The sequence below is a fragment of the Paenibacillus sp. TSA_86.1 genome (assembly GCF_052691815.1).
The window spans coordinates 410325-422640 of the sequence record NZ_JBQZGE010000003.1 but is presented as its reverse complement, the minus strand read 5'-3'; the positions used below and the strand labels follow the sequence as shown (position 1 = coordinate 422640).

Genomic DNA, 12316 nt, shown 5'->3' with positions numbered 1-12316 from the left:
TTTAGGGAGGTTCAAAATGAGAAAACGATTTCTTTTTCCAATGACAAGTATGCTGCTTCTCTCTGTCCTGCTGCTTGCCGGCTGCAACTCGAACAAAAACGCGGAAGGCACAGGCAAGGTCACACTAACCTTTGGCACAAGCCAATCCGGTATTCCACGAACGGGGATTATGCAGACGATGGCGAAGGAATACGAGCAGGAAACCGGGGTCAAAATTGATTTTCAGGTGGTTCCTGACGCGCAGTGGCGTGATCTGATCAAGGTAAAGCTGGCTTCCGGTGAGGCTCCTGATATTTTTAATGTAGATGTCGACCCGCTGAGCATGCCAGCCAATGTCAGACCAGAGGAAAATGCAATTGATCTGACCAATGAGGAGTTTACGGGACGGATGTCGGAAGAGATCTTGCCTACCGTCAGTCATAATGACAAGGTGTACGGAGTTTCTTTTGCCCCTACGAAAATCTGGTATGTGTACTATAACAAACGTATCTTTGCTGACCTAGGTATTGAACCTCCTACGACCTATGCCGAATTCAAAGCGATTAGCCAGGAAATTAAGGATAAAGATATCATTCCATTCTATCAAGCTCCAGCAAGCGGCTGGTATCAGGTGCTGCCGTTGTTCGAGACCGGGCCAAACTATGAGCAGAAGGCCGCAGGAACCTATGAAAAGCTGAACAATAATGAGATGAAGGTCGCAGATCTGACCCAATTGAAGACCGTTATCGAGCAATTGAAAGAATTTGCTGATCTTGGCTATTTCGGCAAAGACTTCTTATCCAATACAGTAGAAGCGGGAATTGAAGCGTTCGGACAGGAAAAAGCTGCAATGCTGCTGCGGGTTCCAGGTACGGAAAAGGAAGTATCTGAAGCCTATCCGGCGATGAAAGATAATATGGGATTCTTCGTGATGCCTTGGGGAGACAATCAGACAATTGGTGTGAACCCCGGAGGTTCAGCGGCCATGTTTGGCAACAAAAACAGCAAACATCCCGAAGAAGTGTTGAAGTTTTTCCGCTGGATTACCAAGCATGATCATCTGCAACAGGTGTTTGATGGAGGCGAAGGAAATCTGACGATCTGCTGGCCCGAGATCGAACCGAAGCTGACACAGGATTACATTGATTATGAGAAAAATCATGAAAAAGGCACCGTCATGCAGGCTGCCGTAAAATATATTGATCCACAATGGATGGATATCGGCAAAGACTTGTCAGGTATGTTCGCAGGAGCGATGAGCCCTGATCAGATTCTGCAAAATATTGATAAACGCCGAGCCGAACAAGCCAAAGTGCTGAAGGATGAGAAGTGGCAGTAACAGCCGGAGGTTATTTCGGAAACAAATGCACAACTGGAATGGAGTTACTCCATCGGTCAAACGCTGGGGTGCTTCTTCCCGTTTTGCAGGAAGGATTGGTGTTAAGAGTTATGAATACGAACAAAATCTACCCTTGGTATTTCTCATCCGGAGCGATTTTACTATACCTGCTGTTCATCGTTGCTCCTGCACTATTGGGCATCTACTATTCCTTCACCGATTGGAACAGCTATAGTTCGGAGAAAAACTTTATTGGTCTGGAACATTTTCGCACGATTCTGACAGGTGACCCAACCTATCTGCTATTTATTAAAAATACCGTGCTGTTTACGGTGGTTACCTCCATCTCCAAAACCGTTCTGGGCTTGTTCCTGGCCCTGCTGCTAGTCAGCGGTGTGAAAGCCGCCAATTGGCATCGGATGATTATCTTTTCGCCTCAAGTCCTATCCTTCCTGATTGTAGGTCTGGTGTTCAAAAGCCTGCTTGATCCGAACAACGGTTTCGTTAACGTTACCCTGCGTTCCATCGGTTTGGATGCACTGGCCCAGAACTGGCTGGGGTCTCTCACTTGGGCGATGCCATCGATTATGGCTGTCGATACGTGGAAAGGCATGGGGTATATTATGGTGCTTTTTATCGCGGGACTGCTCGCCATTCCACGGGACTACTATGAGGCTGCATCCATCGATGGTGCGGGCTTTATCCAAAAGCTGTTTCGTATTACCCTACCCATGTTGATGCCCACCATCACCATTGCCACCGTACTCAATATTACGTATGGTCTACGCGTCTTTGATGCGGTATACGTGCTGACAAACAGCGGCCCGGGCAATGCTACAGATGTTATCAACACGGCTGTTTACTCCTCTTTTGCCAAAGGATATTGGGGACTCGGGAGCGCTCTATCCACCATTCTCTTTGTCATCATGGCGATCATCTCTTTCTTCATCATCCGTTTGATGAATCGAAAGGTGGAATATTGATATGCGTTTTCGAAAAAAGATCCTCTCTCTGACGTTAAATGTACTCGCCTGGTTATTAAGTCTGGTTGTATTAATTCCTTTTGCTGTCATTCTGTTGAATTCATTCAAATCAGATGCCGAAGCCAAGGTACTGAAACTTACACTTCCCGAGAAGTTTATATTTGAAAATTATAGAATCGTCTATGAACAAGGACACTTGGGAGGTTCCTTTTTCAACAGTTTGCTGCACTCGGGCGTGTCGTCTCTGCTGCTGGTATTTGTCGTGGCGTTCTCTGCGTTCACGTTATCCCGTAATCATTCGAAACTGAGCAAGTTTTTGTATTTTTTTCTGATCCTGGGCATCACGTTGCCACTAAACTACATTCCGCTCATGGAAGTGATGAAAACATTGGGGATGATCAACTCCCATGCAGGCATGATTCTGCTTTATACCGCGATGGGAATTCCCATCTCCCTGTTCATCACGTATGCGTTTGTGGGCAACATTCCGAAAGAGCTAGATGAAGCTGCGATTATGGACGGCTGCAATGGGATCACACTGTTCCTGCGAATCATTGTGCCTTTGTTAACCTCGGTGTTGGTTACCGTATTTGTTCTGAATTTCCTCAGTGTCTGGAATGAATTCACTGCCCCGCTCTATATGCTGAACACCGTAGAGATGTGGCCAATGACTCTGGCTGTTTACAATTTTTTCGGACAATTCAGCGCCAAGTGGAATCTGGTCAGCGCCGATATCGTACTTACCTCGTTGCCCGTCCTGATCGTATTCCTCATTGGACAAAAATACATCGTGGGAGGCCTGACCTCCGGTGCAGTGAAAGGTTAGATCAGAACTCAGCATTAATAATGGATATCCATTAAAATAAGCCCTCGTCTGAACCCACTGTACCTCGTTCGATATCAAGAACGGTACACGGATCAGACGAGGGCTATCTTGCTTCCTACAAAACTAAAGATGCATTAATCATGTGCAAGCCCGCCCACATCGGGAGGTGATGTAATATCACTGCTTTGCTCCAGTGACTTGATCATTTTCAGACGTGACGTCACGATTGCGATCAGAATGACGAATATACCTGCAATGATAAACAACAAAGCAATGCCTCTACCTGGCCCGGTTCCGATAATCTGACCTACGGATGATGCCAATGCTCCGCCCTCCATCATAAGTGGATTAAACACATGGTCTGCCAAAAATCCAGCTAAACTGTAGGCGACAATGAATCCAAGTTGGGACAAGATACCGATAATCCCCCACACTCTGCCCTGCTTTTCATTCGCTATATTATTACGCACCAACACATCTGCGCTCATATTAACAAACGGCAATGAGGAGAGGAACAAAAATCCGGCAAAGATGATAAAGTAGATATTTGTTGAAACGCCCAACAGTGAGAAGGCCAGACCACACATGACTAATCCTGCAACCAGCACACTTGCATATTTCTTGGTCATGGTGAAAATACCGATGCATAGGCTGCTGATCAGCATACCGATTGCACTAACGGACTGAAACGTTCCCAGGGTCTTGGCATCGGTAAACGACAGCAGCATAGGACCGATAAGTGTCTCCAGAAACCCGAGATAAAAAGTTACCAAAGAAATGATAATAACGAGCAGCAGTACTCCTTTATTCGTTACAACCTCTCTCCAGCCTTCCTTAATATCCGTCAACCAGTTGTGATCTTCTTTGTCCTCCCGCTCCACCTTCATGCTCTTGCGAATAACCAGCACGGCCAGAATGGCAATCAGGAACGTCGCAATATTAATGACCATAATAACTTCAATCGTTGTGACACTAAGCAAAATACCTGCGATAATGGGTGAAAATAAAAACTTGGAGGATTCCGCGAGCTGCACAAGCCCGCTGCCTTTAGCGAACTGATCCTTATCCAGCAGGTCCGTTGCTGAGGCTTTATATGCCGGACTTTGCAGCGCCGAGAATATAGAACTGAATGCCACACCCACGTAGATATGCCATAACTGAATATCCCCCGTGAGCATAATAGACAGTATAAACACCAGTCCGGCTGCAGAGCCAAGGTCACCAATAATCATCATCGTACGGCGGTCAAATCGATCAGCCAACACACCGCCAATAGGACGAAGCAGAATGTTGGGCAAAAATGTGAATAAGGTAATCAGCGCAACGCTGGTTGCTGTGTTTGTTTTTTCGAAGGCATACACCCCCAGAGAGAACGCGGTAAGCCCGATACCAATCATCGAGATCAACTGGCCAAACCAGACAATCAGAAATTTACCAAACGATTTGTGAGCAGTTTGTTCCATATTTACGACTCCTTTACTTGTTAAGCTTGATGTGGAAAATACAATTCCGTTACATAGGCAAAGCTATCATTTTCGGCACCCAGCACCCGTTCCATGATCTGGCTGAATGCTCTCACCTTTTTCTGAAACTCCCCTTCCTCCCAATGAAAAATGCCCTGATCCAGCAGAAACTGCGAAGATACCAGTAAAAACTCAATGCTCTCTTGAGGATCCGGGGTATGGAATACCCCTTCCTGAATGCCCTGTTCCACCACTTCTGCCAGGATGGGGCTTAGACGAAGTACGGTCTCGACCAAACTTTTTTGATGCATCTCCACATTTTGCACACTGTGCAGTTGCTCGATCACGCCAACCTTCCGATCGTCAGGCTGATTCTGGGCCATAATAATGCGAAAAATTTTATCATGTGCACTGAGCTTGGGATCTGCGACCACACGTCTCGCCGCAGCTTCGCCGCTCATAATAAAACGCATAACGATGGCATGCATGACCTCCTCTTTGGACTGGAAGTAATGATAAAATGTGCCTTTGGCAATGTCACAGGCTTGGAGGATATCCATAATCGTTGCTTTGGTGTACCCTTTGGTCACGAACAGAATTTCGGCCGCATTCAAAATTTCATTTCTGCGTTCCTCCGGATTTTTCATCAATCTCATATTCTGTCCTCCATTACCTCTCGACCGACTGTCGGTCTATTTTAGTCATGAAGCTCTAAGTTTAGAACCCCATTTCCGTTAACCATTGAGCCAATCGACTCTCTCTCATCTTCAGATCTTGTTTATCCTTGTCATACTTTCCGATGTTTTTATCCGCAACCAGATTGCCGTCCATCATAAACAGCACTCGTTCCGAGCGGGCGGCAACTTTGACATCGTGTGTCACGAGTAGAACCGTAGTTCCTGTTGCATTAATATCACCGAGAATATCCATAATCTCGTGAGTAGATTTGGAATTCAGTGCCCCCGTCGGCTCATCTCCGAACAGAATGTCTGGATTATTGATCAGTGCCCGGCAGATCGCGATCCGTTGCAGTTGTCCCCCCGAAGCTTGGGTAATGTTGTGCTGAGCCAGCTCGTCGATCCCCATTTTTTTCATTAATGACATTGCACGGTTGTTGATGGTATCCCGGTTGCTGTTATTGGCCAGATAAGCGGAAAGAATAATATTGTCCAGCAGATTTAAATTTTTGAGCAGATGGATATTTTGAAAAATAAAACCCATTTTGGTCAAGCGCAGACTCGCCAGCTCTTTCTCTGGAAACGCTGATATTTGCTTGCCATTAAAGAACACACTGCCTGTGCTGATCTGATCCATGCCGCTGATGTTATAGAGCAAGGTCGATTTGCCCGAACCGGACGGGCCCATGATAGAAACAAACTCTCCCTTTTTTAGCTGAAGATTGATATCTTTCAGAATACGCTGTTCTTCATTCTCGCCAATTGCCACCGATTTATTCACATCTTTTGCTTCAAGTATCGTTGTCATGGTTATGCCTCCCTATTCCACAATCATTTTCGAAATGCTAGTTTCCCGAATCGACTGAATGCTGATCCACGCTGTAATAATAATCGTTCCTGCCAGCAGCAACGGACAGAGCACATACGCCTGCATCGGATCAACTACAAACACGATATCCGAAGCGCCAAACGAGGACATTATAGCGCTAACCAGCTTCGGCCCAAGTGTATTCGACAGGATTGTACCTGCTGCCACACCCACAATCAGGATGGCGAGTGACATCACAACATACTTCAGCTTGATCTTGGATAAAGCAAAACCGAGACTTCGTAATACAGCAATATCATTGTTATCTTTGGCAACCATCATCTGAAGGAACAGTGAAGTGATCAGAATCGATATGAATACACCAATCGTCAGTGCAAGTGTAGTCACCAGTTTCAATTGCTGAATGGTGCCACCAAGCGTTTGACTTAAGTATCCTTGGAGATCGGTTACGCGCGCTGGAGAGAAGTCTTTCTCATACGATGAAATTTTGGCAGCCATAACACCACGGTCTTTCAGATCCAGACTGACTACATACCAGAGCACACTATCTTTGTTGTAAGGTACAAGCGCCTTCGCTGTTTTTCCGCCGTTCGTCACATCCTGATAGACACCGCTGACAGTCATCACCTGATCTCTGCCACCTACCTGCAAGGTTAGTTGATCACCCGTTTTGAGTTTGAGTGAACTACTGTTTGCATCCGAGAGAGCAATCTCTCGATCAGTCACCGGGGCATTTCCACTCAGATAAGATAAAGGAAAGATGCTGAAATCTCCGCTCTCTACGCTAAGATTATCGTAACTGCCTTCTTCATTACGGATCTTGAACTGGCTCGTTACGAGTGGTGAATACTTTTGGACTTCTGGATCATTTTTAATCTGGGTAACCAGATTAGCATAACGCTGCTCTACATCATCGCTATGCCTAAGATCGATTCGAATATCACTTTGCCCTACACCCATATAAGATATGAAACTTGGAGCCTGTAGTGTGTTCAAAAAGTTAAGTGGCACAATCATAATAAATGAGCTGACAATGAACACGAACAATAACAAACGGAACATTTTGACACGCTGCAACACTTCCTTGAGCCCGAGAAAAACAGGGACGGAAGACCATCGATTACGTGACAGACTTAACCGATTCCGGATGATTTTTGTATCGCCCAGACTTCCGGTACGAAGGGCTTCCACAGCAGAGATGGAACGAAAACGTCGCAGCACCGTCCGGCAAAACAGGACAACCATCGCGAAGATTAAGCCTGCTGCGAGCAAAGGAATGGCGAAATGCAGCAATGTTGCCGGTGCTTTTCCCATATAAAGCATAATGTTGGATACAAAAAGTTGGTTCACTCCGAGGGAAGCCACGTATCCAAGTATGGAAGCCGCCCCTGCCATAAACACATACTTGGCAAGATAGAGCCGCTTGATATCTTTCTCCGCGATCCCGATGGCTTTCATTACACTAATCTCGCGGTAATCTTCCTCGATGGTCGCAAGCATGGTAAACCGAATACACAGCATCGCAATTAGAATCAGCACCAGGCTGACCAAAATAATGACAGCCGCGATAATCCCATCTGTCATCGCATTAAGCAATTGGAACAAACCGTATGTCACCACCGGGCCAGCGTTAGGAAGCCCTGCATTTTGATAAGCTTGCGTGAATTCACTGGTTTTGGAAGGATCATGCAGACGGAATTCGATCAGATACTCCATCTCGCCTACGCCCTGCTTTAATTGCTGTAAATCACTTGGGCTTACGATAAAACGCTTGGAGTGGACTACAGACGGATTCATCTGCGCATCACGCACAAAATCAACAATGGTGTACGAACGCTCAAAATCCCCATTATTGATCCGAACCTGATCACCGATATTTAATTTGTTTTGCTGCAAATAGTACACAGGCACAGCAATCTCACCATCACGAACCTGGATAATCTCACTGTTCAGATTAAGTAAATAGTCGAATTGCTGATTTTGTGTAACAAGGTCAATATCCATGACCGTGTTTTTTTCGGATTCCGCCCCGAGGTACAGATTGGCTCCATTGATGTTAACCATCTCGACAATCTGATGCTGCTCAACCATTGCATTACCTTCAGCCCATGTGTTCACTTTGGCCTGGTCTAGTTCTCCAGAGTGCATTTGCACAAAATGCGGTGTCTTTGATTCAGAGAACAGGTACTGAATGGAACTTGTCAGTTCCATGATCATTCGAGAACCGGAAGACACCAGCAATGCGGCAAGCATTACAAAGATAAACAGTGCAGCCGTAATTCCTTTTTTCCTCATTAAGTCGTTTCTCAGCATTCTCAGCAGCATAAAAGAACATGGCTCCTCTCATCTACTCTACTATGTTTAGTCGTTCTAATTCTGGAGTCATAAAGCTTGTCAGGTAATGCGCCACCGTTGAAGGTAGATGCATGATGAACATGTGTGTACCTTCTCGAATGGTCTGAAGCTTCATCGGCACATTGAAATATCGTTCCCACTTTAGCGCTGACTGCAGGGGAACGGCACTGTCACGTTCTCCCCACAGATACAGCACTGGCAATGAAAGAGGCTGACATTCAAGTGTTGCTGCGGATTCCAGCATTCGAAAATCCGACCGAATTACAGGCATGAAATACTGCAAAAGTTCTTTTTCGTGGATGAGATCTCTGGGCAGACCGTCATAGGAAAAGAGGTGATCGATCAGATGCTCATCAGACATCTGGTCGTAACGGTTCATTCCACATTCGGCAGGCGTGTTGCAGGCGGATAACACAAGCCGCAATGTCTTCGCTACATCTGGAAGTTCCTGTTGTAACCGCTGGGTAACATAATAAGCTGTAATTCCACCCAGACTATGCCCAAACAACATTGCACCAGGTTGGATGACAGGCAGCAGTTCGTTTGTGTAGAGGTCTACAAGCTGCCGCATATGTTCCAGAGGCTTTTCGGAGTTCATCCCGTGACCGGGAGGTGTGAATGCCCATATTTCCGTATCCGGAAAGTGAGACACTAAAGGATAAAAATTCTGGGCATACCCACCCAGATAAGGAAAACAGATCACCTGCCTGTTCCCCCTGCCCTTTTGCAGTCGTTCAAGATAAGTCTGTGCCATCACTCCATCACCACCGTTAATTGCTATTTCGTGTCCAGAACATATGCAGGAAAAGTCTGGAGCGTTGTGTCTACTTTTTTACGCTTAAAGATGATATGAATAATAATTGCCGATGTTACGAAGAAGAAAAACTGCATGATCTGTACCTGCGGATTAAAGTAATACAGATCGATTTGACTTCCAGTAGCCACAAGCCAGAATGCCAAAAGGTAAAATAACAGCGTGCCTTTGGTAGCATTGAAGATGTAGCTCTGAAATACGATAAATGCCATAAGTTGCACCACGTAGTATATGTATGTGGTTGAGGTGCCGAAAGATGAGATCAAATAACCCGGAAGCACCCATAATCCAAACAGGAGTCCTGTAATCAGAGCACTTGTTACATTGTTTTTCAACTTGCCTTGCAGGAACGGAAGCAAAAATCCAATCCATCCAAACAACCCGCCGATGAGCCCGGTCTCCTTGAACAAGTTCAAAATGCCAAGCCAGATCATTTCCGGTACACTATATGTCAGATCAGGAACCGGTATGCCGAATAGCAGAGAACCAAAATGCATCGATGAAGCAAATACGACGGATATACCGATAATCACAGGAATCCAGAACAGATCCTTTTTGCGCGGGACCAGCTTCAGGAACATGCCTTTCAGCGCGTCTTTGCCCCCCATTAAATAACAGGTAATTAAGCCGGCAATGGAAGGAGAGTACAAAGCAACCATGGCTAGCGGGTGCATCAGATGCAGCTCACCTGTGATGGGCACAATAAAATCAGGAAAGAACATGAACAAACTGGCAATACCGTAGCAAGTACCGAAGGACATCGCCAGGAACAGGTACATATATTTATTGGAAGGACTGGCTGCCGGGCTCGCGATTGGACGCACCGATGGCTGATTTGCTGAAATCATCGTGCCACCTCCTTCGCAGCAAGCTTTCTCTCAATGAGATCATGCAACCGGTTAATCGTACTGAAATTAGACAAGTCCAGATCGTCATTTCCGATCTCAATCTGGAATCTGCGCTCTACAAAATCCACCAAACGCATGGCAAAGAGTGAGTTGACAAATCTCATTTCAAAATAGTTATCGTTGTCACTAATTTGAGCATCCTCATGTTCCATGGTGAGGTTGTTTCCAATAAACTCTCGAATTTCCTGACGATAATCCAATTTCCTTCCCCCTTGTTATTGATGTTGTCTTTCAGGCACACAAACTTCAATATAGTCTGGAAACTCCACAACCTGCTTCAAATCATGTGAAAAGACGATCTTTCCATCAGGATCTGCAGACCGTTGTGTAAAACCAGCAAAACGATAGCTGATGTTCATCATCCGGTTTCTGCCGGTATCTCTGAAATCAGCAAGCATCTGCTTGCCCTGTTGCTGTGCTTCACGCATGATATAAGTAAGCAGTACACTTCCTGCTCCTCTTGACATAACTCGGCACGACATCAGTAACATGTTCAGTCTCCATATATCCGGCTGCTTATGAATAAGCGCAAGCCCGATCTTTCCATATGTTCCGTACTTGTCTTCAAGTTCACACACCAATAGCAAGTGATCCTGCGAAGTCATCAACTGATGTAACTCCTCATAACTGTAGGTGATCCCTGTAGCATTCAACTGATTCGTTCGAACCGTCAGCTCTTCAGCTCGCTGAAGATCATCCTCTGTCGCTTCATAGATGGTAAATTTCATACCAAGTGAAGCCAGAAACTTCTCCGAAGGACCTTCATACTGTTCTTCAGCCTGCTTTCGAAGTGTATCTGCCTGATACATCTGCCTTCTGCGGGAAGAGTCTGCTGTAATAAATCGAGGCATCAGTCTCGGATCATCCAGCATCGTCTCATATTGATCTGCATGAAGAACATGGATGTCGGCATGTACGCTCTTCACTTCCTCCAGTTCAAAAGGTTGGTCGTCTACAAACAAGATGGCATCCATTCCGATATTGATATTTTGCTGAATACGTCCAACGGATATGGACTTCGCATCCCAATGGATCTCGGGGTATAAAAAATACTCGGCAATGCCCAATTCGGTAAGTTTGGCCCAGGCCAGTTCTGCATCATTTTTACTGGCGATGGAATGCAGTATGCCGCGGCGGTCTAATTGTTCAATCACCTCCTTCATGCGCGTCCTCAGCTGCACATCCCCCGATTCAAGCAAGACTCCATCCCAGATCGTGTGATCCAGATCCCATACGATACATTTGATATCTTTTATCTGCTCCACGGACATGCCTCCCTTTGGTTAATAGGCATAGAACCCTTGACCTGTCTTGCGTCCCCAGTGTCCAGCATCCACCATTTTCTGCAATAGCGGACAACAGCGGAATTTAGGATCCTGGTAACTTTCGTACAACACTTTAAGCGAGTGCACGACGGTATCCAGGCCGATCAAATCTGCTGTTTCCAGCGGACCCATCTGATAACTAAACCCCTTCTTCATAATGGCATCGATCTGCTCAGCTGTAGCAATACCATCCTGGACAATAAAGGCTGCTTCATTCATTAACAAATGAGAGAGCCGGTTCGATACAAAGCCTGGCAGATCCTCGATGACGACCGGATTTTTGCCAAGAGACTCCAGAAACGTTACCATCTCCTGCTCTGTCTCAGGTGTTGTATGATGTCCTTTGATCACCTCCACCAAGGATTTAACCGGAACCGGATTCATCAGATGCACGCCAATTGCACGGCTCGGGTCAGGTAAAAAGGAAGCCAGTTTAGTGACTGAAATACAGCTTGTGTTCAACGCATAAAGAGCATCAGGACGAGCCTTTTGACTTAAACGCGCGTAGACTTCCTTTTTGGACTCTATATGTTCTGTCACATTTTCAATAATGATGCTGGCCTCTTCCACACCTTCGTCCTGTATCTGGAAGGAGATTCGATCTATAATGACATCGAGCGGAACCTCACCGTATCCTCTTTTCAAGAAGCAGGCCGAGCGGTATTCACGTCGTATGATATCTGGAGCCTGGGCAATGGCAAACTCCGAATGATCCTGCAAAATGACCTTATATCCGGCTCTGGCAACATCCAGTGCCGTAGCACATCCCATAACGCCTGCGCCAATGATTGCGATGAGCTGATTATGCATACCTAACC

The 12316-nt window shown here is 45.9% G+C and carries 12 protein-coding genes; 3 read left to right on the top strand and 9 right to left on the bottom strand.

From position 1 onward, the window contains the following. The first annotated feature begins 16 nt into the window (after positions 1-16). The 3 genes from ACUTVW_RS10825 to ACUTVW_RS10815 all read left to right on the top strand — a co-directional run bounded on the left by ACUTVW_RS10825 (position 17) and on the right by ACUTVW_RS10815 (position 3127). Positions 17-1318: an ABC transporter substrate-binding protein gene (locus tag ACUTVW_RS10825; protein ID WP_445645796.1), complete on the top strand. Its 1302-nt coding sequence runs from the start codon at positions 17-19 to the stop codon at positions 1316-1318. Positions 1319-1428: 110 nt separating this feature from the next. After that, the gene (locus ACUTVW_RS10820; RefSeq protein WP_445645795.1) at positions 1429-2301 is read left to right on the top strand and encodes a carbohydrate ABC transporter permease; all 873 of its coding nucleotides are present in this window, start codon (positions 1429-1431) and stop codon (positions 2299-2301) included. Position 2302: 1 nt separating this feature from the next. Then, positions 2303-3127 carry a carbohydrate ABC transporter permease gene (locus ACUTVW_RS10815; RefSeq protein WP_445645794.1) on the top strand — a complete coding sequence of 275 codons (825 nt, stop codon included), beginning with the start codon at positions 2303-2305 and terminating at the stop codon, positions 3125-3127. 134 nt (positions 3128-3261) lie between these two features. Here the strand turns inward: ACUTVW_RS10815 and ACUTVW_RS10810 are convergent, their stop codons facing one another. From ACUTVW_RS10810 to ACUTVW_RS10770, 9 genes are all read right to left on the bottom strand, one after another. Continuing rightward, positions 3262-4590 (bottom strand): MFS transporter, encoded by a 1329-nt coding sequence (locus tag ACUTVW_RS10810; protein ID WP_445645793.1) that lies wholly within the window; start codon positions 4588-4590, stop codon positions 3262-3264. Positions 4591-4610: 20 nt separating this feature from the next. Then, positions 4611-5246 carry a TetR/AcrR family transcriptional regulator gene (locus ACUTVW_RS10805; RefSeq protein WP_445645792.1) on the bottom strand — a complete coding sequence of 212 codons (636 nt, stop codon included), beginning with the start codon at positions 5244-5246 and terminating at the stop codon, positions 4611-4613. 61 nt (positions 5247-5307) lie between these two features. Next, positions 5308-6075, bottom strand: coding sequence for an ABC transporter ATP-binding protein (locus ACUTVW_RS10800; protein ID WP_445645791.1), 768 nt, complete (start codon positions 6073-6075; stop codon positions 5308-5310). Between the two features lie 12 nt (positions 6076-6087). Continuing rightward, positions 6088-8421: an ABC transporter permease gene (locus ACUTVW_RS10795; RefSeq protein WP_445645790.1), complete on the bottom strand. Its 2334-nt coding sequence runs from the start codon at positions 8419-8421 to the stop codon at positions 6088-6090. Between the two features lie 22 nt (positions 8422-8443). Beyond that, complete coding sequence (locus ACUTVW_RS10790; protein ID WP_445645789.1) at positions 8444-9205, bottom strand: thioesterase II family protein; 762 nt, start codon at positions 9203-9205, stop codon at positions 8444-8446. A 23-nt stretch (positions 9206-9228) separates the two neighbouring features. Further along, on the bottom strand, positions 9229-10113 hold the full coding sequence (locus ACUTVW_RS10785) for a hypothetical protein (protein WP_445645788.1): 885 nt from the start codon (positions 10111-10113) through the stop codon (positions 9229-9231). After that, positions 10110-10373 carry an acyl carrier protein gene (locus ACUTVW_RS10780; RefSeq protein ID WP_445645787.1) on the bottom strand — a complete coding sequence of 88 codons (264 nt, stop codon included), beginning with the start codon at positions 10371-10373 and terminating at the stop codon, positions 10110-10112. The genes ACUTVW_RS10785 and ACUTVW_RS10780 overlap by 4 nt, the downstream gene beginning before the upstream one ends. Before the next feature lie 15 nt (positions 10374-10388). After that, positions 10389-11444 carry an HAD-IIIC family phosphatase gene (locus ACUTVW_RS10775; protein WP_445645786.1) on the bottom strand — a complete coding sequence of 352 codons (1056 nt, stop codon included), beginning with the start codon at positions 11442-11444 and terminating at the stop codon, positions 10389-10391. Positions 11445-11456: 12 nt separating this feature from the next. Continuing rightward, the gene (locus tag ACUTVW_RS10770) at positions 11457-12308 is read right to left on the bottom strand and encodes a 3-hydroxyacyl-CoA dehydrogenase family protein (protein WP_445645785.1); all 852 of its coding nucleotides are present in this window, start codon (positions 12306-12308) and stop codon (positions 11457-11459) included. Between the last annotated feature and the right edge of the window lie 8 nt (positions 12309-12316).

Excerpts from the sequence above, each read along its gene's own strand:
- ACUTVW_RS10790 (WP_445645789.1), bottom strand. The coding sequence starts at position 9,205 with ATGGCACAGACTTATCTTGAACGACTGCAAAAGGGCAGGGGGAACAGG.
- ACUTVW_RS10785 (WP_445645788.1), bottom strand. The coding sequence starts at position 10,113 with ATGATTTCAGCAAATCAGCCATCGGTGCGTCCAATCGCGAGCCCGGCA.
- ACUTVW_RS10795 (WP_445645790.1), bottom strand. The coding sequence starts at position 8,421 with ATGCTGCTGAGAATGCTGAGAAACGACTTAATGAGGAAAAAAGGAATT.
- ACUTVW_RS10820 (WP_445645795.1), top strand. The coding sequence starts at position 1,429 with ATGAATACGAACAAAATCTACCCTTGGTATTTCTCATCCGGAGCGATT.
- ACUTVW_RS10815 (WP_445645794.1), top strand. The coding sequence starts at position 2,303 with ATGCGTTTTCGAAAAAAGATCCTCTCTCTGACGTTAAATGTACTCGCC.
- ACUTVW_RS10800 (WP_445645791.1), bottom strand. The coding sequence starts at position 6,075 with ATGACAACGATACTTGAAGCAAAAGATGTGAATAAATCGGTGGCAATT.
- ACUTVW_RS10825 (WP_445645796.1), top strand. The coding sequence starts at position 17 with ATGAGAAAACGATTTCTTTTTCCAATGACAAGTATGCTGCTTCTCTCT.
- ACUTVW_RS10805 (WP_445645792.1), bottom strand. The coding sequence starts at position 5,246 with ATGAGATTGATGAAAAATCCGGAGGAACGCAGAAATGAAATTTTGAAT.
- ACUTVW_RS10810 (WP_445645793.1), bottom strand. The coding sequence starts at position 4,590 with ATGGAACAAACTGCTCACAAATCGTTTGGTAAATTTCTGATTGTCTGG.
- ACUTVW_RS10770 (WP_445645785.1), bottom strand. The coding sequence starts at position 12,308 with ATGCATAATCAGCTCATCGCAATCATTGGCGCAGGCGTTATGGGATGT.
- ACUTVW_RS10775 (WP_445645786.1), bottom strand. The coding sequence starts at position 11,444 with ATGTCCGTGGAGCAGATAAAAGATATCAAATGTATCGTATGGGATCTG.